Origin of the sequence: Pseudoalteromonas luteoviolacea NCIMB 1944, from assembly GCF_001625565.1 — a bacterium.
Lineage (GTDB): Bacteria > Pseudomonadota > Gammaproteobacteria > Enterobacterales > Alteromonadaceae > Pseudoalteromonas > Pseudoalteromonas luteoviolacea_F.
This window is the reverse complement of the sequence record NZ_AUXS01000015.1, coordinates 269,292-290,372: the sequence shown is the minus strand read 5'-3', so window position 1 is coordinate 290,372 and position 21,081 is coordinate 269,292. Positions and strand designations below refer to the sequence as shown.

Below are 21,081 nucleotides of genomic sequence, written 5' to 3'. Positions count from 1 at the left end.
GACTGAGAACAAATAATGACGATTAAATCATACCCATTAGTGCTGATATTCGACCAAAGTATAGAGTATGTTGACAGCCCACAATCACTGCAAGAAAGTGTGTTTTATTTAACTGAAAAGCAAATAAAAACAACCACATGTATTTTTAAGGATGGAAGTGCAAGTACACTCAATGGCGAGCCAATAACGCTGGATAGTTTTGCCAATTTAACGCCTTTAGTGCAACAAAAGCTCGCTTCTGAAGGTCACTGCTGCACTGCAAAAATACACATTTCTGATATAGAACAGGTATTTAGTTTAATGGCGGAAACTATCTAGAAAGTTTACGATTCAGCTAAGTTTCTTATGTGTGTTTCAACACTGCGGCCAAGAGAAGACAAATCATAGCCGCCCTCTAGGTATGAGATGATACCAAGACAATCAAGCTCTTTACTTAAGAGCGCGATCTGTTGAGTAAACCAAGCGTAATCACTTTCGACAAATTTGAGCCCACCCATATCATCTTCTAAATGAGCATCAAACCCGGCGCTAATAAAGAGCAACTCAGGGTTAAATGCGCGCAGTTTAGGTAGCCATTGTTGACTGTACAATGCTCGTAAATCATTGCCGTCACTCGCAACGGCCAATGGCGAATTAACGACAGTCTCGGTATTTTCAATTTCAGAGTTTGGATAAAAAGGGTATTGGAACAAAGAGCAAAAGAGAACATTAGGATCCTCCTTTACAATTGCTTGTGTACCATCACCGTGGTGCACATCAATATCCAATATTGCAATGCGCTTAATGCCTTTAGTTTGCGCATATTTGACAGCAATCGCAACATTGTTAAAAATACAAAACCCCGCTGACTTATTTTGACTTGCATGATGCCCTGGCGGTCTCACTGAACAAAAAGCAGCATCGTGGCGCCCTGCAAGTACTTCATCGACTGCCAAGATACCCGCACCAACGGCCCGCTCTATAGCTTTGAATGAATCTCGGCACAGTGCCGTATCACCATCTAAGTCCGTAAGACCATGCTCTGGAATTGCCGACAACACCCGCTCAACATGCTCAGTATCATGTGCCAATATATAATGTGACATTTCTGCTTTGGGTGCAGTTAAATGAGTCACCGCGATGTCCAACCCAGAAGCTAATACCCGATCAGAAATCGCATCTAGACGCTGCGGTGATTCGGGGTGTTCACTCGCCATTTTATGCCGACGACACAATGGGTGGGAGATGATTGCAGTGCGCATATCCGCTGTCCTTACAAAAACTGAGTGACCAGTGTATCAAAGCATGGGGTTACATGCTTTGATACTTTGGTTTGATATACCAGTAACCCGTTCTGCCTTAATCTTCTTGAGGCACCGCGACTAACCCAAGATTATGAAAATCAAAACTAAAGTCAGTAACATCTGGGTTTACCCACTCCAAATCAGCACTTTTAACGTGCTGATCATGCATGGTGAAATGAATATATGAATCAGCTTCTAATAGCTTTTCATGCCATTTAATCACAAAGGTATTGCCATTATGATGGCTCAATGTCCCTTTCAACAGTTTGGTATGTGTAAAATCAATATGTAATTGCCCTGCGATTTCTTCCACAATCACGTCCCCGTACCAAGGACTGCGAAGTGTACCTGTGTAGTGGCTCAAAGGTAAACTCGCTTGCTTATCAATAACTTTTTCAGGACCAAGATTATTGTACAGCGCGTCGCGCTGTTGTTTATAGCTCTGATAGCTTTGTGCTACCCAGTCTTGAGGTTCTAAACCAAGTGCCTGTTCGAATACTTCATTGGTAATTGCTTTGAGCGCAGGGTAGGCGTGTTGATTCGATAAAATGACAACCCCTAGCCCTTTTTCTGGGATCATTGCAACTTGCGAGCCCATACCCAATATCCCGCCCATATGGCCCACACGCTTATAACCCAAATAGCTCTCTACGGCCCAACCCAGAGCATAACCTTTAAAATCTTGCTTAAATGCCGCTCTATCAGACTCTTTTGGTAGGCGCATTATTTGGGGATGCCATAAATATTGATGCATGTACGGATCAATCAGCTGCTTTCCTAAAGGCGTTTTACCTGCATTGACCTGTGTCTGCAACCACTTAGTCATATCCGTTACGTTTGATGCAATGGCACCAGCTCCTCGGAAATCCTCGAGATAGTCACCGACAAACTCTTCTAGCTGCCCATTGTATTTAATTGTGCCTGTCGCAAAATTTTTATTGCTGTTTCCAATACGAGAAAAACCTGCATACGAGTTATCTATCCCAACCTGAGGAAAGATGCGTTTTTCAACAAAGTCTTGCCAGCTCATATTGCTGACTCTTGCAACAACCTCACCTGCTACAACAAACATCAAATTATTGTAATGGTACTCTGTGCGCAGTGCAGCAATAGGTTTAATATGCTTTAGTCCAGCCAATATATCTTTTATCGATTTATCTGTATTTGGCCAAATCATCAGATCACCAGCACCGAGTGCCAACCCACTGCGGTGGCTCACCAGATCTCGAATAGTTATTTGCTCAGTTAATTGCTGACTATGTAACTGGAATTCAGGTAAATGCTTAATTACGGGGTCTCCCCAGTTTAATTTACCTTCTTCCGCTAACATCGCTAATGCAGTTGCAGTAAATGCCTTACTGTTTGAAGCTATTCCAAACAACGTATGTTGATCTACTAGGCCCTCTTTGCCAAACTGCCTAACGCCATACCCTTTCGCTAATACAACTTTGCCGTCATTTACAATCCCGATCGCCAGACCTGGAATTGAAAAATCATCCATAGCTTGCTGTACAGACTTTTCAACTTCAGCCAACTGTGGCGCAGTTAAAGCTAAAACACTGTTACTCATCAACATTGCTGTTGCACAGCATACTTTGCGCCAAAAAGCTTTTTTCATATCCGTATTGCCTTATTTTTTATAAATGTTTGATTCCAATAAATGTTTATTTTTATTCTCGTCAACAATGCTTCTTTGCATTTTAATTTTTTCAATATACGGTTCTGGAAACCCATGCTCCAAAGCCCCGTTTAGCACATGTTGTTTATACCAATCAAAAGGAAGCTGATTACTTACGAAAGTATTTGCAACATAACAATGGGCTTTAATCGTTCTTCGATTCATTAAGTCGACGTTGAATATGACACGATCATAGCGAGCACCTTCAATGTTATCTAGCTCCGTCATTTCTAATTGGGACAAGCCATACACAACGCCATAGACAACCATGGGCGCAGGCGCACCAGCAATATTGCACTTGGCGGAACCATCTTTGCTCAGCATATCAAATGTGAGTTGATGTCCTTGCAAAACCGCGGTGCCAATTAAGCGTGCATTCGGCAGCCTTTTTTTAAGCCGCAAAGTTGATAAATTTGAACCGTAGGCAAAATAAAAATAATCGTCAGTTTGCATTGCACTACCTATATTACAACTCGCATTGCCAAAAGCAGCAACACCACCCCGATCCCTCTATCAAACCAATGTCCGGCACGGTGAAAAAACCGTCGAACTCTCGGCCTAGATAAAATTACTGATAACAGAGAAAACCAAACCCAAGTTGCTAAAGCCATATACAAGCCGTAAAAAATTTGTACTGCCTGTGGCGTTTCAGGATCTATCATCAAGGTGAATAAAGATAGAAAAAACAGCGTCGCTTTTGGGTTTAATGCATTGACTAAAAAGCCACGTCGCAAGGCTTTAAAATCAGACTCAGTGTTAGACGATGCATCAAGATGTTGTTCAGGCTCCGTGTTCTTTTTAGCACGTAATGCCTGTACGCCCATATAAGCTAAATAAGCGCCAGCAACATACTTAAACAAGTCAAAAAGTTCAGGTGAATTGGCCAGTAGTATCGCCACACCCAGTAGACAATATGAAACATGCACAAAAATGCCTAAACCGACACCCGCGCTAGTATACAAAGCATTCCGTCTGCCCTGCTGGACACTTTGTTTCAAAACAATCGCAAAATCAGGTCCCGGACTTGCAACCGCAAGAAAATGAGCCAGTGCGATGATTAAAAATTCATCGAGATATTCAACCACGACCGCGTTCCTCTAATGCCAATAACATAGGATCTGGCGACGTTTCTAATATTTTTTTCAGTTGCTTTTGCGCCTTTTTAAACATGCTTTTTAAGTGAGGTTTAAGGTGCTTCCCACCTTGTTGCTCTCCTTTAAAGTGGCATACTAAAGCATGTAAAAATATACTTTCTTGCTCACTCAGCGCGGCTTGACGATTTGCATATGGATTGTAACACGAGCCGCACCCGCCTCTAAAATGATACGCGGTGTTACATAACATGGTGCCAAAGCCCATAAATATCGCCAATACATCTGCCGCCACAGATAAATTTTGCTGTCCGCCTGGCGGTAACTTCCCAACATGATGAATTAGCATCAGCGCCATACCACCAGCCATACTGGCCACAAGATCTTGTGGTTGATTAATTTGGTTTGGATTATAAGACAACAAAATTGGCTGACTTGGTTTACTCACCAACGAAATATCCTCTCCTCTTAGCCCACCAGACAATGTGAACCGAGGAAATGCCTGCTGCATAGGCATATGTTGTGGCGCACTTAACTGAACTGGCCAGTGAGATAAACCTGCGTAGCTTCTTACACGTTCAAACACAGATTGTGCCATCTCTTCAACGCTGGTGACCCTGTCAGGAAAGTGTTTTTCTGTCGGCTGTACAACTTGGGTTTTTTGTAAAAAATACTCACTATCAAAATGTTCTGCAGCCCACAGGAATAAATCAATTAGCGATTGTGACTCAGGGGACTCTAACAGAGGCTTTGGCTTAAAAATTGATAACATACGCTTTTTCGACATCTCTAGAGGATAATAACTCAACACCTTACCAAGGCCTATTCAGTTAAAGCAAGGTAAGACGATGATAAAATAACATTAAAAGCACGGTAGCAAAATCTCTGCGGACCATACTTGAAGATATGGAGTTCTAGACTTGGCTAACAGCGAGAAGCCAATTATCATGAAGCACCAAGAATAAATAATCGCAACCTTATGCCACACATCATTATTGAACATTCAGCATCTCTAGATACCGACTTTTCACAACTACTCAAATCCATACACCAAAGCACCATTGACACAAATCTATTTGATGCAAGCACCATTAAAACACGTCGAGTGGCTTTCCCGGAGTGCATACTGGGAAATGGTAAAACTGACTTTGTTCATGTCCAAGTCCATCTCTTAACAGGAAGAACGCAAACCCAAAAACAACACCTAAGCGAATCCTTACTGAGCACATTGCAAACCCTATTTTCTGAATCCGTCAGTTTGAGTGTGCACCCCTATGATTTAGACCCTGCTATTTATCGAAAAAATTAAATGATTCATAATGTGTACCTAGCAATACCATCAAGTAAGAGAAAATAGATGAAATTCCCATGCCGAATAGACAAATTCGTTAGTCATATAAACGAACTGCCGCGTAGCAAAGTAAAAATCCTGATCAAAAAGGGAGAAGTGTCTATCAATGGCATAGTAACAAAAAAAAGTGATGTTCAAATCACTCGCGAAGACAGTGTTGAAGTAAGCGGTAAACCACTGAAATATTTAGGTAAAAGATACTTCATGTTGAACAAACCACAAGGCTATGTCTGCGCTAATAGCGATGAATTACACCCTACTGTTTTTGATTTACTTGATGAGCCGAACTTAAAAGATTTTCATGTCGCAGGTAGACTTGATATCGATACTACAGGGCTCGTACTGATCACCAATGATGGTGAGTGGTCACACCAAATTACCTCGCCAAAAAAGCAAAAATACAAGACATACCTTGTTGAAACAAAAGAAATAATTACAGAAGAAGCGCTGGAGCAATTACGCCAAGGTGTCGCTTTACACAATGAAAAGCAATTAACTCGACCAGCACAAGCGCAAGCTGTTGATAAATATGCACTGCGGCTCTCTATCTGCGAAGGGAAATATCATCAAGTGAAACGTATGTTAGCAGCAGTATCAAATCATGTTGTTGAATTGCATAGAGAAAAAATAAGTGATATTGAACTTGATCACGAACTGTCAGCAGGTGAATACCGCCCTCTTACAGAGCATGAAATAGACATAATCAATGCAAAATAGGTCGTAATAAGGTCGTCATATGAGGAAAAATCATCTAATTTTTACTTATATACGGCAAAGCCCTACTTACATAGCGCGCTCAAACATGATAAATCATAAAGGTAGAGTGCCATAAACTTTTAACTTCCTCGCTAAGGTGCATATTGTGTTTTCGACTCTGACTTTAAGACTAAAAATAATATTTTTTGCAGCTGCTATTTTTATCGCCTTAATCTCCATCGCGGTGCTCGGGCTGCAATCACTTCGTCACGCCAGTGAAACGGATAATATCGCTCGAATTAATCAATTGATGAAAAGTACCGTCAATATCGTAGAACAATTTGAGCAGTTTGTGCGAGCTGGCGAATTAACTGAACAGGAAGCAAAAAAACTGGCAGCACAAATTCTTAGAGAAAATAAATATCACGACTCCGAATATGTGTACGTCGTCGATGAGCAGCTTAATTTCGTTGCTGCCCCCCATGACCCACAACTACACGGCACCAGCTTTAACGACTTTAAAGACGCCGATGGCAACAGTATTGGACGACTGGTGGAGAGAAAGGTTGGCAACAAAACGAATCGCATCATTACCTATCACTGGAACTCTCGACGAGACGGAGAAGTGGTTGATTTAACATCTGTGGTGCAAAAAACCTCTCTATTCGGGTGGTATGTTGGCACAGGTATCAGTTACAAAGAAGTTGATGCGAGATATTGGGAAACCGCTAGCTGGCTGCTCACACTGTCTCTGATTATCGCAATCGCACTCACTTTCACCGTCACGCGCTATGGACTGTCGCTGTCCAATAAACTGGGTGCGGAGCTAAATGAGGTGCTTGATATCGTACGTCATGTCTCTCACGGCAATCTCACATCACTAATAGATACGTCTCGTGCTAAGGATTACAGCATTATGGCTGCCATGAGCTATATGCAAGACGGTCTAAAAGGTGTTGTTAGCGGACTTATGGTGGTCAGTGACAAGTTAAAAGAGCAAAGTTATGACGGTGAAGCGCGCTCTAATGATCTCGAAAGCCTAACATTGAGTTTAAGTGAAGAAACTCAGATGGTTGCATCTGCTATAACAGAATTAACGGCTTCAGCTCAAACAGTCGTAGAACATGCTGAGCAAGCTGCTTTTTCAGTACAAGAGGCAGAAAACCAAGGTCAAAACGCTGATCGGCTTACCGCAAATGCAAGTGAAGCCATTGTGCTACTTGAGCAACAAATTGATAGCGCAGGCAACAATATTCAAGCACTTGATGAAGAAGTGAATAATATTGCCAATGTGCTCAGTGTTATTCAGAGCATTGCGGAACAAACTAACTTACTTGCACTAAACGCAGCAATTGAAGCAGCTCGTGCTGGCGAACAAGGCAGAGGGTTTGCCGTGGTTGCTGATGAAGTACGCCAACTTGCTCAGCGCACCCAATCTAGCACAGAAGAAATTCATACGATGATTGGCAACTTGCAAGCAGCGACACAAGAAGCCAAATCTTCAGTTTCTTTGAGTATTGCTACCAGTGAAAAAACGGTTTCGATGTCCAATGAGGCCAGCGAAGCACTACGCAGTGTAGCCACTTCACTGAGCGCAATTTCTCAAATGAGTGACCAAATAGCCTTGGCAGCAAAAGAGCAATTAATGGCAGGAGAAGACACCGCAAGACGGGTAGTAACCATCTCTGATACAGCTGCACAAACAGCAAATGTATCGCAACAAGCCCACAGTGCAACTGACAGCATTAAGGCGCAAGCGGCGCAATTAGAAAGTGAAATGGCGAAATTTAAGCTTTAATTTCACACTTTTACCATAATGCATTTTCCCAAAGTAGAATAGGTACATCTAACCTTTTCTATTTTGGGTATTTTTTTTCACAAATTGGCCTGAATTTAGCATCCTATTTTTTTGTAAAAAAATGTTTAACTCTAAATTATTTGGTGTTAAATTCATTGAGTCGCCCAGAATAAATCGAACGTAAAGTACCAACTTTGTTTTTTATTTTGGTTCTTTTTAATGATTTTTGGTGATACTTCTTCTGGTAAAGCAGTAAGGCTTTGCGTTGTGCCTATTGCCATTGGAAACTAGAGAATGTCTCACATTCAAATAGCTGACTAGACGATAATGAAATAAGGATAATCACAATGAAGATGATTGCTAACAAACAATGCCGTTTAATTGCAGGCGGCTCAGGTTTATTAGGTCCTGCGGACCCTTTTTCAGAAAAGCGGAACTCACAACGAGAGGCGCTTGTTGCAAATAATAATGCGGGCCAAAAAAAGCCCAGCCAATACCCTTAACTTATTTTTCTGATAAGCATCACTTATGGCAAAACAGTTTGCATTCAAAGATTTACTACTACCTTATGTTGTAATGGTAGTGGTGATCTTTATTATTCAAGACGCGACATATTTCTTTTTTCTCGCCTATATCTCTATTATCTCTTTGGTATTTTTGATTGGACATAGACTCCGAGATGTCAATATATGCTCCATTTCATTTATCGCGATGATCCCGGTCTTATTTGAAAACATTATCTTCACGACGGGCTTGATCAGCTTGGTATCAACACCCGGAGATAGACTTATCCAAAATAGTTTGATTTACGGTGTTCACTTATTTAAAGAGCTCATTATTTTAGTGCCGCTTACTTATCGGGTAGAAATATCTAAGCGCCTCTTTCCTAAGCACAAAATCCGATATACATTTGCTGACAGTATATTACCTTGGCTTTGCCTTATCAGTGCAGCAATGAGCTTCTTTGCGCTGATAGAGAATTATATACGTAATGGTAAGGGGTATGATATGACGTTCTTTTTCTATGCCTTTGACATCACAGGTTACTTAAATTATTCGCTCTTTTGTGGTGTTTTAGTAGTGTTGACATTTATCACATATAAAGAGGCGTATGACTTCAAAGTCCCTTCAATAAGGCGCTAAGTAATTTCAATGAAATGGGTTTGTTAGCGGCAGCATATGACTCTTTGACAACATATTGAGGTCAAAGTAGCGCTGTAATAGCGCATGGTACGCACCGCTGCTTTTCAGTTTAGCTAACCCCATTTCAAGCTTTTTGGCCAACCCTGGTTTGTCTTTATTGACGAAAAAATAAAACCTTGCAGGATAAGATAAATAGTAATCGGGCACTATCATTAATTCTGGGCGATTTTGGTTTACGATTTCCGATTGTGCCTCGACAATCGAGCGAGGAAAATAGTCTGCTTTTTTATCCAACACCATATCAAACATCGCCTGGTAATTTACGATCGGTTTTACGTTAAGCCCATTGCTTGACAGAATTTTGGTGTCTGGCCAATCGTGTCCCTGTACCGCTGTAAAACGGCTTAATTGCGCTATCTCTGTGACTGCTTTAAAACGAGCGTATTGGGCCTTATGGATGATCAATACTCGTTTACCTATTAGGCCATCAAACAAAGGGAATTTTACCGCTATTGCCAATTTCTCACGCGCGGGGCTTGTCATACTCCAATGTAAGTCAACTTGCCCTTTGCTGAGCGCCATTAATGTCCGCTGCTGGTGTGGATGCACTTTCACATGTTCGATATTAACGTCATGGTCAACAGCTTTTAATGCCTGTTGCAGTAGCTCATATAAAAAAAGGTCACGATCATAGAGCGGACGCTGCTCTTTAGCGACATAGATGGTTTCTTTTTCGTTATCGTTTGCACTTGCTGCAATGGCTAGCGCAATTAGGCAAAAGTAAAAAATATGTCTGATCATAATGTTCCCCAAACGTGCTAATTAGCTCGGCAATTACGACGTTATAAATCACTATATATAAACAAAGAAAGAATTTCTCTTCGCCTTAAGTATATATATTTCACAATTTATATTCACGAAGCAATAAGTTTGCGCCAATTAGCTGCAAACTCAGTTGGGGCTGCACACATTATTCCTCAGTACCAAATTTAAGTGATGATACACGTACGTGCTTTAATTAACAGCGGCTTCAACTTCTAACCTCACCATTGGGGCACTCGGTTTACGTCGATTGCATACAAACAGGTAGCTATTTCTGTAGCGCTTAGCTTCTTTTTTTGCATCAGTAGCTAACGCTGCTACCTGATGGCTATTTTTACATGATTCTACGTCAGGTGTTACTAAGCCAATTGAAAGTGTCAGTAAAGGTACAAACTGTTTTTGCCCTTCTCTATTAGTTGCCCAGTAGCCACCGGCAGCAACATGTTCGGGAGTAAATAACGCCTTTGATCGCGCTTCAAATTGTTCAATGATCTGATGACACAGACACTCGGCATCGGCTTGGTCAAACACCACCATAAAGTCATCTCCACCGATGTGACCAACAAAACACTGGCTGTGTTGACATACCTGTAGCGTGACATCCGCAAGTAATTTAATGACACTGTCTCCACTGGCATAGCCATAAAGATCGTTAAACTGCTTAAAGTGATTCAAGTCGATATAAGCCAGTGAAAAAGTATGTTTGGCGCGAAGCCGCTGCTCAATAGCCTCATTGATTGCAACATTGCCAGGCAACATAGTCAGAGGGTTGGCATGTTGCGCATGGCGGATCTTATCCTCTGTAATATGTTTTAGAATATCCCTCAGAGGCGCCAGACCAATATACTCACCCTCTTTGGTGATCACTATATGTCGTCTAATATCAAACTCATTTTCGGTAATGAGTTGACTGACAAAATCGAGCTGTTGTTGCTCATCAACGATCAAAGGCTGCTTATCCATGAGTTTGACAACAGGTTTTTTGTCAAATAGAGCGTGTCCATAAGGAGCCGCGAATACTTCTGTTAATTGGTCACGGTGTAACAGCCCTACAGGTTGTCGCGTATCGTTTAATACAGCAATGCTTGTTAACCTTTTATTTTGTTCAAAACGTCGATGTGCGTCCAAACATTGGGTATTCATGTGAATAGCAGGTACATCATGTGCTAACCAGCCAATCGCCATCGACTGTTCAAACTGACTTACGGTTGGTTCAGATTTAATTTGGGCATTGAGAATATGGCTAGGGCTAACAGCCAAATCATTTGATTCTCGGCTTGGCCTCGCCAACAAAAAGCCTTGAGCATTGATAATGCCCATTTTTTTGAGCAACTTTAATTCTTCCACTCGCTCGATCCCCTCGGCAATCACCGCGGTATTGGTCGCTTTAGCCAGCTCAATGATCGACTTGAGGAACTCTCTTTTTACGATACTTTGATCACAGTAATCGATAAAGTAACGATCTACTTTAACAAAGTCCGGACACAGTTCAGACCACTGCTTTAACCCTGAGTAACCTGCCCCCAAATCATCAATGGCAATTTGGAAACCTAGTTGGCGATAGTGTGAAATGGTTTTCAGCAATAAAAACCCGTCGTCCACTTTGTCCTGCTCTGTTACTTCAATAACAACTCGGTTGCAATTTAATCCCGCTTCTTCGATTAAATGAAGTGTTTCCCCTTTTGGGTGTTGAGGATCGAGTAAGGCCTTAGGGCTTACATTCAGAAAAAGCTTGCCGGGTAAATTCAATGCAGCAAACTGCGCAATCGCCTTTTTTCGACAAAGTAGTTCAAGTTCAGATAGTCGGTCATATTTACTGGCAACTGCAAACATCTTATCAGGCTGCACTAACTCGTTATCTAAACTACCTCGGCTCAATGCTTCAAAGCCTAGTACCTGCTCTTTTGCTATATCAAAAATGGGTTGAAACATTGGATATACAGCTTCGTTTTGCAAAATGTCATCCAACATGACGTATAAAGGATCCACCGAAACAACCAAACTTAATTCAAGTGCTCAATAATCGAGCAAAATATCAAAGATTTATGACAGTTAGATTGCAATCCAATGGAAATTACCAATTTCAGGGATAAATGTGGAGTGAAGGTGAATTTGTGGGCAAGCCAATGAGATGAAAACAGGATGTTTTCATCTCAATACGCGATTAATTCAAAGCGCGTTCTACTTGATCAAAATGTGCAATCACTTCGACAATTTCTAGCTCAGCGTCTTGGTAATGCGTTTTCTCAGTGAAGCCTAGTTTAGCAATCGCTTGAACAGTTGCTGGGTGCACCAACAGATCTTTGGCATGATAGCATACAGGATCGCTGTATTTAGGCAGTTTACCATCTTCGTGGTAGCCGCTTTCAATCTCTTCCAAAGGCAGTGTAGGGATCACATCCGCAGCTTTATCGAGCGCGTCTAGATAATCTTTACATTGAGGGTATTTGGTCACAAAATTCGCTAGCACATCACGAGATGTTGCTACTAACTCAGCTGATTCTTGCTCTAGAGCGGCAGCTGATTTTTGTTCCCTGATGTTTGCTAACAATGAAGTAGCCTGAGTTTTATACTGGCCCAGTGCGTTTTCACTTGCAGGTGCTTTTGCTTCAGACTTAGCTTCTTGCGTGCTTGGTTGTTCTGAACATGCAAATAGTGCCAAAGCAGCGCATGCAATTCCTAGCTGTTTATACATACAATCCTCAATTCATTATTATTGATAACAATTCTCATTATACAGTCTTGTCATGAATTTGAAACCAAAAAGGCCACAATAAATGTGGCCTTTTTGATTCAGTTCAAAATAGATTTGAGTTGAATGAGCAAATACTAAGTACTGCTCAAATACTCATAATTAAGGCATAGCGTCTAAATCTGCACCTTCTTTCTCTACTTCTACTGGGATCAAGTCTTCTTTACTTACACCCATTGCAACCGCAACAGAGCTCGCAACATATACAGAAGAGTATGTACCAATGAATACACCAAACAACAGTGCAGTTGCAAAACCGTGGATTGTTTGACCACCCCACACAAACAAGGCAATAAGTACCAAGATTGTTGTGATTGAAGTCACAAGTGTACGGTTCATTGTCTGCGTCAATGAAATGTCGATGATTTCCAATGTGTCATCAATACGAACTTTACGGAAGTTTTCACGGATCCTGTCAGAAACAACGATGGTATCATTCAGCGAGTAACCGATTACAGCCAAGATTGCTGCAAGAATCGTCAAATCAAACTCTAAGCCCAATAACGAGAATAGGCCCATCGTTAAAATTACATCGTGAAATAGTGCCGCAACCGCTCCGACCGCAAAACGCCACTCAAAGCGAAATGCAACGTACACTAAGATACATAAAAGCGCAGTTAGCATCGCTAGACCACCCTGCTCTTTCAGATCTTCACCGACACTTGGTCCGACAAATTCAATTCTACGCATTTCAACACTGCTATCAGCCAACTTCAATGCATCGATTAACTGGTTACCAATGGTCTCAGCTTTGACATCATCACGCGGTGCGATACGTACCAACACTTCTTGGCTTGAACCAAACAAGGTAACCGCAGCATCTGCGAAGCCATTCTCAGCCAATACTTTACGAATTTTAGGCAAATCCGCAGGTTGTGAGAATCCAACTTCAACTGCCGTACCGCCGGTAAAGTCCAGACCAAAGTTTAAACCCTTGGTCATAAACGATGCGATAGAAGCCAAAATCAATAAAGCAGAAAACGCCATCGACATCTTTCTTGCCGACATAAAGCGAATCGTGCTTGATAACTTTAATAATTGCATGCGCGCTCCTATATCGACAATTTATTGATGCGTTTACCACCGATAAAGGCGTTGATCACGGCACGAGTACCAATGATCGCGGTAAACATTGAAGTCAAAATACCAATCGCAAGTGTTACTGCGAAGCCCGCAATTGGACCCGTACCCACTGAAAACAGGATAATTGCAGCGATTAGTGTTGTGATATTCGCATCGAAAATCGTACTGAATGCGCTGTCGTAACCAAAGTGAACAGCCTGCTGTGGACTTCGTCCATCGGCTAATTCTTCACGAATACGCTCAAAAATAAGCACATTTGCATCAACAGCCATACCAACGGTCAAAACAATACCTGCGATACCAGGTAGGGTGAGTGTCGCACCACTGATCATTGACATCACACCAATGATCATCACAAGGTTTGCAGCCAGTGCCAAGTTAGCAACTAAACCAAACCCTTTGTAATACATCAACATGAATCCAAGTACAAAGGCAAAGCCTAGTACTACCGCCGTCATACCAGCTTCGATGTTTTCCTGACCCAAGCTTGGACCCACCGTACGCTCTTCAACAATTTGAATTGGTGCAACCAAAGCACCCGCTCTTAGCAGCAAGCTCAAATTATGGGCTTCAGCTGGATTATCAATACCTGTAATACGGAAAGAGTTATTCAAACGAGATTGAATAGTCGCTACGTTGATGACTTCTTCTACCTTAATAGGTGGCAGCGCTTTACCGTTCGCATCTTTCTTACCTGAAGGTTTATATTCGATGAATACCGTTGCCATGCTCTTGCCAACAGCACGCTTGGTAAAGGCGCTCATCTTCGCGCCACCTTTGCTGTCAAGGTTAATACTCACTTGCGGGCGCTGATATTCATCCATACCAGACTGTGCGCCTGTAATATGAACACCTTCGAGGATAATACGTTTTTTCAATACTACAGGGTAGCCATCTTTGTGATACAACACCTCACTGCCCGCAGGTACGCGGCCCTGTGTAGCTGTACGTGTATCCGCTCTGTCATCCACTTCACGGAACTCTAGCGTTGCGGTAGCACCTAAGATCTCTTTCGCACGAGCCGTGTCTTGTACACCTGGTAATTGCACGATAATGCGCTCAGAACCTTGTCTTTGTACGTTTGGTTCAGCAACACCCAGCTGGTTAATACGGTTACGAATAATGGTTTCATTTTGCTTGATGGCGTAATCGCGAAGTTCACGAACCTTTAAGTCACTCAGGCTAGAGAAAAATGCCAACTCGTTACTGCTGTCATTAACAAATACATTGCCTGGGTAGCGACTTTTCAAAAAGCGTTCAGCAGCTTTTTTGTCTTCGACAGAGCGCATCACAACCTGAATACGGTCACTATTGGCTACTTCACGAATAGTGCGATAGCGAAGCTTCTCACCGCGTAAATCGCTCTTATAGTCTTGCTCCATCTGCTCAAGCGCTTTGCCAAGTGCTGTTGCCATGTCTACTTCCATTGTGAAGTGAACACCACCGCTGAGATCCAAACCCAATTTCATTGGATTTGCCCCAATGCTCTTAAGCCAGTCCGGTTGCGCTGGAGACATGTTGATTGCAGAAATGTAGTCTTCGCTTAGTGTTCCACGCAGGATATCCTGTGCCTTAAGCTGATCTTCTACATTCTTGAAGCGAATGAGAACTTGCCCTTCTTCAAGGACAGCAGATTTGATAGGTAAATTATTGTCTTGTAGTGTTTTATTTGCTTGATCAAGCACGCTTAAATCGGCGCTGGCCCCTTTCTTTCCAGAGATCTGTATGGCCGGATCGCGACCATACATATTAGGGGTGGCATAAAGAATGCCCACGGCCAATACAGCGAGTACAAGTAAATATTTCCACATTGGATACTTGTTTAGCACTGGATTATCCCTTTGTTATTGTTATAGCGACTTCATCGTACCCTTAGGTAAAACTGCTGCCACTGCTGACTTTTGTACAGTTACTTCAACTTGATCATTCAAGGCAATTACCACGAAATCCTTGTCTTCAGCAACTTTCGAAACTTTACCAACCAGACCACCTGACGTTAAGACTTCATCGCCTTTGCCAAGTGCACCCATTAGGTCTTTATGCTCTTTAACACGCTTCGCTTGCGGACGGTAAATTAGGAAATAAAATACCAAACCGAAAATAGCTAACATGATAAGCATTTCCATGCCACCACCTGCTGGCGCTGCTGCCGCTGTGCTTGCATGGGCACTAGAAATAAATAAGCTCATTGCTTTTCCTCATCTAATTTTTTATATAAAACTGTTATTCTGCTTCTACATCAGCAAGAGGGGGAACAGGTAGCCCTCTACGCGCATAAAAGTCAGCGACAAATTCATCAAATGTGCCCTCAGTAAGGGCATTTCTCATACCTTCCATCAAACGTTGATAGTAACGCAAGTTATGGATGGTATTTAAACGCGCTCCAAGTATCTCATTACACTTATCTAAGTGATGTAGATAGGCACGCGAGTAATTTTTACATGTATGACAATCACACTCTGCATCAAGCGGGCTTGTATCTGTTTTATGAACAGCATTACGGATTTTAATCACACCGTCGGTAACAAACAAGTGGCCATTTCGTGCATTTCGTGTCGGCATTACACAGTCGAACATATCAATACCGCGGCGTACGGCTTCTACCAAGTCTTCAGGCTTACCCACACCCATTAAGTAACGAGGCTTTTGTTCCGGCATTTTGTAGGCACAGTGGTCCAAAATTTTAACCATTTCTTCTTTTGGCTCGCCCACTGATAGTCCACCTAACGCATAACCATCAAAACCAATTTCTTCTAGACCTTTTTGTGATTCAGCGCGCAGTTCAGGGTACATACCACCTTGAATAATCCCAAATAAAGCTGACGGGTTATCAGCATGGGCTTCTTTTGAGCGCTTCGCCCAACGCAGTGATAACTCCATAGAGTCTTTGGCTTCTTTTTCAGTTGCAGGATAAGGCGTACATTCATCAAATATCATCACGATATCTGAGCCTAAGTCACGCTGCACTTCCATGGCTTTTTCAGGAGACAACATGATCTTTTCACCGTTGACAGGTGACTTGAACAATACACCTTCTTCAGAAATTTTACGCATTGCACCTAGGCTAAATACTTGGAAACCACCTGAGTCGGTTAGAATTGGCTTATCCCAATTCATAAAGTCATGCAGGTCACCATGCTGTTTAATGATTTCTGTGCCAGGACGTAACATCAAGTGAAACGTATTACCCAAGCAAATATGTGCACCTGTATCTTTCAATTCATCTGGTGTCATACCTTTAACGGTGCCATACGTACCAACAGGCATGAATGCTGGTGTTTCTACAACGCCGCGATCAAATACCAAGCGTCCGCGACGTGCTTTGCCATGTGTGCAATCTAATTCAAATTTCATAACTACCTCGTGTCGGAAAAACAGTCCAACAAAACTCAACCTGTGACGCCCATTTACAATGGGGTCATATAAACCGTCAGATTCTATCAATAAAGCCAGCGCAATTCTAATATTGGGGCTAAAAAGGAATAAATAAAGTCACAACCAAAAAAGGTGGGGTATAAATATGAAAAAACCGGCACTTAGCCGGCTTTTTAAAACTATATTATTGTTTTTTAGTTAAAAACATCGCATCGCCATAACTGAAAAAGCGATACTGCTCAGCGATAGCCTGCTGATACGCATTCATGATATGTTCTTGGCCCGAGAACGCGCTGACTAGCATGATCAGTGTTGACTCTGGCAAGTGAAAGTTGGTGATCATCACATCGACGACATTAAACTTGTAACCTGGATAAATAAAAATATCAGTATCACCGTAGAATGTTTTAAGTTCTCCGCCGTGAACTTTTGCAGCCGACTCTAAAGACCTCACCGATGTAGTGCCCACAGCAATAACGCGACCACCACGGCTTTTGCATTTAGCAACTGCATCAACAACTTCATCTGGTACTTCAATATATTCAGAGTGCATATGATGCTCTTGTACATCATCAACACGAACTGGTTGGAAAGTCCCTGCGCCCACATGCAAAGTAACAAAGGCCATATCTACGCCCTTGTCTTTAAGCTGTGCCATCAAACTATCATCAAAATGCAGACCCGCTGTAGGTGCAGCAACAGCACCTGGCTTTTCCCCATACACGGTTTGATAACGCTCTTTATCCCCTTCTTCGTCTGGGCGATCTATGTAAGGCGGTAGCGGCATATGGCCTATTTCATCTAAGATATTTAGAACTGAGTGCTCGCCTTTGAACTCCAGTTCAAACAGTTCACCATGACGGGCAACCATGGTTGCATTCGCTTTGCCTTCAAGGATCAGCTCGGCCCCCGGCTTAGGTGACTTACTTGAACGAACATGTGCAAGTACCCGATGCTCATCTAAAATGCGCTCAACTAAAACTTCGACTTTACCACCTGTAGATTTTTGACCAAACATACGAGCCGGGATCACTTTGGTGTTATTGAAAATGATTAAATCATCAGGTTCAATCAGATCAATAATATCCTTAAATATTTTGTGTTCTAATTCCCCACTGTTTCCATTCAATGTTAAAAGGCGGCTACTTGTTCGCTCCGCTTTCGGGTGGCGAGCGATCAATTCATCTGGTAGTTCAAAACTAAAGTCAGCAACGCGCATATCAGACCTCATATTCGTGCAATAAGGCGGCAAGTCTAGTGCTGCAAGATAACGAAATCAAGCAACAAACATGATCTATTCATACTTTTTCACCTCTTGTCAGCTCTGCCAAATAGCATTACTCTACGGACTGATTTACATGTATTAGAATTCGTCAAAGCGCTCGAACAAGCCTTGGCATGTTGCTTAAAAGGCAATATAAAACATGTAAATAAGCAATATTGGGCAACATTTAAAAACTTAAAACATGGGTTTGGGGTCGTAACGCCATGGCTAAACAGCTTACTTTATTACTCGTCAATGCAGATCATGGTGAGCGTCAAACCGTAATAAGAACGTTACAAAAGCTCAATGTATTTCAAATAATAGAGCTCAATGATACGCAGGCAGCTTTGCAGGTGTTGAAGCAACGGGCCGTTGATTTGGTAATAAGCGGCTTAAATGTCGGAAAAATAGATGGCTGGCGCTTTTCCCGTATGATCCGTTCTGGATTACTTAAAACACCCAAGAATACTCCTATCGTGTTAATTCCCCCGACTTATTGCGAGCGCATAGCTGAAACCACAGCTCGAAGCTATAGCATAGATGCAGTCTTACCTTTGGAACGTCACGATGTACTACCACAAGTTTTGGCCAATGTGTTGTCCACACATTTAGAAAAGAGTAGTCGCTTAAACTTGTTATTGCTCGAGCCCAATGAACAAAAAGCTGCCGATATTAGCGAGCACTTGGCCCTGAGTTTCACATGCAATCAGGTAGCCACTGAAAATGCGGCGCTCTCAGAGTTTTTACAAAACGACTATTCAATTGTGTTGCTAGATGCAACATCTACACGCGCAGAGACCACCAAAGAACTTGTCGAGAATATTCTGCAACATAAGCCCAGCCAAGCTATAGTCACCATTATTGACAATCAAAATGCAGATTATGCCGAACAACTGTTGCTATTAGGGGTAACAGATTTCGTCCGTGTCCCCTACAACTTATCTGTCCTGAGCAAAGTCTGCGATCACGCTGCGAGGCGCGAAGACTTTATGGTGAGCTACGCGGAGTTTGCTCATAAAGTAGAACAGTTAAGCCGACGAGAACAAAGTTATAAAGAACTGTTTTCAGCCCACCAACGCATTTTATTACATTTAAATACCGTGGTCCTTGAATTGGATGCCACTGGTTGTATTCGCTTTATTAACCCAGCTTGGGAGCAATTGACCGGTCACAAGTTAAAATCAACTCTGGCCACACGCCTCTGTGACTATGTTCAAAAGAGTGATTTACCAGCTTTAAATAAAGCCATTGAAGAGGTGCTAAGCGGCCCTTATACATCGACCGTTGAACTTCAACTAATTCATCACTCTGGTGCATCTGTGTGGGTGGAGTGCCGTTTTCAGCTAATTAAAAACCAAACAAATATCGCTTCAATCACAGCCACAATAGATAATATTCACGAGCGCAAAGAAGCTGAGTTACAGCTACGTCACTTGGCATTACACGACACGCTGACAGGCTTGCATAACCGTTACTTTTTTGACCAACAGCTCAACCACTTTTGCAAAGATGCAAAACTCAAAGATGATACCGAGCACGCGCTGATTTACATAGATCTGGACCATTTCAAGATCATTAATGACAGTAAGGGGCACCAGCAGGGCGATATTGTCTTGCAAGAAGTGGCGCAATTATTCAGAGCGCATATCAGTCAAGAGCACTTAATCTTCCGGATCGGTGGCGATGAGTTTGCGATTTTACTGAAAAATACGCGTTTGTTAGATGCCCATATGATGGCTGAGAGTATTTGCAGTGCCATAGAAGGCCATCAATTTCATTCCGAAGAAGCCAGCTATACCATCAGCTGCTCCATTGGCTTAACGCAAATTTCCCGCGTCAACTGCGATCCCAATGAGTGCCTTAAGCAATCAGACATCGCGCTGTATATTGCAAAAAACCTTGGCCGTAATCTGGTTCATTGCTACTCCAAAGAAGATGCCAAAAATAGTACCCTACAAACGGGTTTAGAGTGGGGTCATAGTGTTCGCGAAGCGCTTAAGAACAATCAATTTGAGTTACACTATCAGCCGATCTGGGACTTTAAGCTCAACAAAATCGCCTATTTTGAAGCCTTGTTACGTTTAGTTATCGACGACAAACTGATATACCCTAATCAATTTATTCCGGCCTTGGAGCTGCTCAACGATACTTATTTAATGGACCAGTCGGTTATCAGAGAAAGCATTCGAGCAGTGGCTAATCACCCCGAGCTACATCAGATTTCTCTGAACTTGTCTGCCCAGTCATTTCTTGATGAACGCTTGATGCCACATATACAAGCGTGTTTACGAGACTTCCAAGTCCCGGCACACTGCATCATATTTGAAATTACTGAATCGGCAAGTATAAACAACCTCAGTGCAACACAAGCTATGATCAACCAATTGAACCAGCTGGGTTGTCACTTTTCAATCGATGACTTTGGCACTGGATTCAGTACATTTAGCTACTTGAAGCAACTGCCTGCACAGCATGTAAAGATTGACGGCTCCTTTGTTCGCGATATGTTAAATGACCCCATTGACCTTGCGCTGGTTAAGGCAGTCAATGATATCAGTCACTCTTTGGACAAGTGTTCTGTCGCAGAGTACGTTGAAAGTAAAGAAATTTTTGATGAGCTAAAAAACATCGGTGTGGATTATGGGCAAGGTTACTATATCTCTAAACCACTTCCAGTCGAGCAGCTTAAGCAGGCTATGAAAACTATTTTATCCTTAAAAACAGCATGCTAATTAAAATGGGGAA

The 21,081-nt window shown here is 42.2% G+C and carries 20 protein-coding genes; 7 read left to right on the top strand and 13 right to left on the bottom strand.

Going from position 1 to position 21,081, the window contains the following annotated elements; genetic code table 11:
* The first annotated feature begins 15 nt into the window (after nt 1-15).
* Nucleotides 16-318 carry a hypothetical protein gene (locus N483_RS04595; RefSeq protein WP_023397460.1) on the top strand — a complete coding sequence of 101 codons (303 nt, stop codon included), beginning with the start codon at nt 16-18 and terminating at the stop codon, nt 316-318.
* A 5-nt stretch (nt 319-323) separates the two neighbouring features.
* On the opposite strand, the gene N483_RS04590 is transcribed toward N483_RS04595, so the two are convergent.
* The 5 genes from N483_RS04590 to N483_RS04570 form a co-directional block, all read right to left on the bottom strand.
* Nucleotides 324-1,241, bottom strand: coding sequence for a histone deacetylase family protein (locus N483_RS04590; RefSeq protein ID WP_023397459.1), 918 nt, complete (start codon nt 1,239-1,241; stop codon nt 324-326).
* Between the two features lie 97 nt (nt 1,242-1,338).
* Complete coding sequence (locus N483_RS04585; protein WP_023397458.1) at nt 1,339-2,901, bottom strand: serine hydrolase; 1,563 nt, start codon at nt 2,899-2,901, stop codon at nt 1,339-1,341.
* A gap of 12 nt (nt 2,902-2,913) precedes the next feature.
* Nucleotides 2,914-3,414 carry a gamma-glutamylcyclotransferase family protein gene (locus tag N483_RS04580; RefSeq protein ID WP_023397457.1) on the bottom strand — a complete coding sequence of 167 codons (501 nt, stop codon included), beginning with the start codon at nt 3,412-3,414 and terminating at the stop codon, nt 2,914-2,916.
* Between the two features lie 8 nt (nt 3,415-3,422).
* Nucleotides 3,423-4,046 carry a LysE family translocator gene (locus tag N483_RS04575; RefSeq protein WP_023397456.1) on the bottom strand — a complete coding sequence of 208 codons (624 nt, stop codon included), beginning with the start codon at nt 4,044-4,046 and terminating at the stop codon, nt 3,423-3,425.
* A complete protein-coding gene (locus N483_RS04570) occupies nt 4,039-4,824 on the bottom strand; it encodes a hypothetical protein (RefSeq protein WP_036975000.1) in 786 nt (261 codons plus the stop codon). Before N483_RS04570 ends, N483_RS04575 begins: the two co-directional genes overlap by 8 nt.
* Before the next feature lie 207 nt (nt 4,825-5,031).
* Here N483_RS04570 and N483_RS04565 point away from each other — a divergent pair, with 207 nt between their 5' ends.
* The 5 genes from N483_RS04565 (at nt 5,032) to N483_RS04550 (ending at nt 9,040) form a co-directional block, all read left to right on the top strand.
* The gene (locus N483_RS04565) at nt 5,032-5,361 is read left to right on the top strand and encodes a 5-carboxymethyl-2-hydroxymuconate Delta-isomerase (RefSeq protein WP_023397454.1); all 330 of its coding nucleotides are present in this window, start codon (nt 5,032-5,034) and stop codon (nt 5,359-5,361) included.
* A gap of 48 nt (nt 5,362-5,409) precedes the next feature.
* Nucleotides 5,410-6,120 carry a 16S rRNA pseudouridine(516) synthase RsuA gene (rsuA, locus tag N483_RS04560; protein WP_023397453.1) on the top strand — a complete coding sequence of 237 codons (711 nt, stop codon included), beginning with the start codon at nt 5,410-5,412 and terminating at the stop codon, nt 6,118-6,120.
* A 145-nt stretch (nt 6,121-6,265) separates the two neighbouring features.
* The gene (locus tag N483_RS04555) at nt 6,266-7,897 is read left to right on the top strand and encodes a methyl-accepting chemotaxis protein (protein ID WP_023397452.1); all 1,632 of its coding nucleotides are present in this window, start codon (nt 6,266-6,268) and stop codon (nt 7,895-7,897) included.
* A 347-nt stretch (nt 7,898-8,244) separates the two neighbouring features.
* A complete protein-coding gene (locus tag N483_RS26860; protein WP_023397451.1) occupies nt 8,245-8,400 on the top strand; it encodes a hypothetical protein in 156 nt (51 codons plus the stop codon).
* A gap of 25 nt (nt 8,401-8,425) precedes the next feature.
* The gene (locus N483_RS04550) at nt 8,426-9,040 is read left to right on the top strand and encodes a hypothetical protein (RefSeq protein ID WP_023397450.1); all 615 of its coding nucleotides are present in this window, start codon (nt 8,426-8,428) and stop codon (nt 9,038-9,040) included.
* 6 nt (nt 9,041-9,046) lie between these two features.
* Here N483_RS04550 and N483_RS04545 read toward each other — a convergent pair whose 3' ends face one another.
* The 8 genes from N483_RS04545 to queA all read right to left on the bottom strand — a co-directional run bounded on the left by N483_RS04545 (nt 9,047) and on the right by queA (nt 18,291).
* Nucleotides 9,047-9,841 carry a substrate-binding periplasmic protein gene (locus N483_RS04545; protein WP_023397449.1) on the bottom strand — a complete coding sequence of 265 codons (795 nt, stop codon included), beginning with the start codon at nt 9,839-9,841 and terminating at the stop codon, nt 9,047-9,049.
* A 213-nt stretch (nt 9,842-10,054) separates the two neighbouring features.
* Nucleotides 10,055-11,833 (bottom strand): bifunctional diguanylate cyclase/phosphodiesterase, encoded by a 1,779-nt coding sequence (locus N483_RS04540; protein WP_023397448.1) that lies wholly within the window; start codon nt 11,831-11,833, stop codon nt 10,055-10,057.
* Between the two features lie 193 nt (nt 11,834-12,026).
* Nucleotides 12,027-12,557: a hypothetical protein gene (locus N483_RS04535; RefSeq protein WP_023397447.1), complete on the bottom strand. Its 531-nt coding sequence runs from the start codon at nt 12,555-12,557 to the stop codon at nt 12,027-12,029.
* 159 nt (nt 12,558-12,716) lie between these two features.
* Complete coding sequence (gene secF / locus N483_RS04530; protein WP_023397446.1) at nt 12,717-13,658, bottom strand: protein translocase subunit SecF; 942 nt, start codon at nt 13,656-13,658, stop codon at nt 12,717-12,719.
* Between the two features lie 8 nt (nt 13,659-13,666).
* On the bottom strand, nt 13,667-15,526 hold the full coding sequence (gene secD / locus N483_RS04525) for a protein translocase subunit SecD (RefSeq protein ID WP_023397445.1): 1,860 nt from the start codon (nt 15,524-15,526) through the stop codon (nt 13,667-13,669).
* 21 nt (nt 15,527-15,547) lie between these two features.
* Nucleotides 15,548-15,886 (bottom strand): preprotein translocase subunit YajC, encoded by a 339-nt coding sequence (gene yajC, locus N483_RS04520; RefSeq protein WP_023397444.1) that lies wholly within the window; start codon nt 15,884-15,886, stop codon nt 15,548-15,550.
* Nucleotides 15,887-15,920: 34 nt separating this feature from the next.
* Entirely contained in the window at nt 15,921-17,051 is a 1,131-nt protein-coding gene (tgt, locus tag N483_RS04515; RefSeq protein WP_023397443.1) for a tRNA guanosine(34) transglycosylase Tgt, read from the bottom strand.
* A gap of 205 nt (nt 17,052-17,256) precedes the next feature.
* Entirely contained in the window at nt 17,257-18,291 is a 1,035-nt protein-coding gene (queA, locus tag N483_RS04510) for a tRNA preQ1(34) S-adenosylmethionine ribosyltransferase-isomerase QueA (RefSeq protein ID WP_023397442.1), read from the bottom strand.
* A gap of 269 nt (nt 18,292-18,560) precedes the next feature.
* Between queA and N483_RS04505 the strand changes: the two genes are divergently transcribed.
* A complete protein-coding gene (locus tag N483_RS04505) occupies nt 18,561-21,068 on the top strand; it encodes an EAL domain-containing protein (RefSeq protein WP_023397441.1) in 2,508 nt (835 codons plus the stop codon).
* Nucleotides 21,069-21,081: the final 13 nt, after the last annotated feature.

Bases quoted from the DNA above. Each gene is read 5' to 3' on its own strand.
- N483_RS04595 (WP_023397460.1), top strand. From the start codon at position 16: ATGACGATTAAATCATACCCATTAGTGCTGATATTCGACCAAAGTATA.
- N483_RS04590 (WP_023397459.1), bottom strand. From the start codon at position 1,241: ATGCGCACTGCAATCATCTCCCACCCATTGTGTCGTCGGCATAAAATG.
- N483_RS04585 (WP_023397458.1), bottom strand. From the start codon at position 2,901: ATGAAAAAAGCTTTTTGGCGCAAAGTATGCTGTGCAACAGCAATGTTG.
- N483_RS04580 (WP_023397457.1), bottom strand. From the start codon at position 3,414: ATGCAAACTGACGATTATTTTTATTTTGCCTACGGTTCAAATTTATCA.
- N483_RS04570 (WP_036975000.1), bottom strand. From the start codon at position 4,824: ATGTTATCAATTTTTAAGCCAAAGCCTCTGTTAGAGTCCCCTGAGTCA.
- N483_RS04565 (WP_023397454.1), top strand. From the start codon at position 5,032: ATGCCACACATCATTATTGAACATTCAGCATCTCTAGATACCGACTTT.
- rsuA (WP_023397453.1), top strand. From the start codon at position 5,410: ATGAAATTCCCATGCCGAATAGACAAATTCGTTAGTCATATAAACGAA.
- N483_RS26860 (WP_023397451.1), top strand. From the start codon at position 8,245: ATGAAGATGATTGCTAACAAACAATGCCGTTTAATTGCAGGCGGCTCA.
- N483_RS04550 (WP_023397450.1), top strand. From the start codon at position 8,426: ATGGCAAAACAGTTTGCATTCAAAGATTTACTACTACCTTATGTTGTA.
- N483_RS04545 (WP_023397449.1), bottom strand. From the start codon at position 9,841: ATGATCAGACATATTTTTTACTTTTGCCTAATTGCGCTAGCCATTGCA.
- N483_RS04540 (WP_023397448.1), bottom strand. From the start codon at position 11,833: ATGTTGGATGACATTTTGCAAAACGAAGCTGTATATCCAATGTTTCAA.
- N483_RS04535 (WP_023397447.1), bottom strand. From the start codon at position 12,557: ATGTATAAACAGCTAGGAATTGCATGCGCTGCTTTGGCACTATTTGCA.
- secF (WP_023397446.1), bottom strand. From the start codon at position 13,658: ATGCAATTATTAAAGTTATCAAGCACGATTCGCTTTATGTCGGCAAGA.
- yajC (WP_023397444.1), bottom strand. From the start codon at position 15,886: ATGAGCTTATTTATTTCTAGTGCCCATGCAAGCACAGCGGCAGCAGCG.
- tgt (WP_023397443.1), bottom strand. From the start codon at position 17,051: ATGAAATTTGAATTAGATTGCACACATGGCAAAGCACGTCGCGGACGC.
- queA (WP_023397442.1), bottom strand. From the start codon at position 18,291: ATGCGCGTTGCTGACTTTAGTTTTGAACTACCAGATGAATTGATCGCT.
- N483_RS04505 (WP_023397441.1), top strand. From the start codon at position 18,561: ATGGCTAAACAGCTTACTTTATTACTCGTCAATGCAGATCATGGTGAG.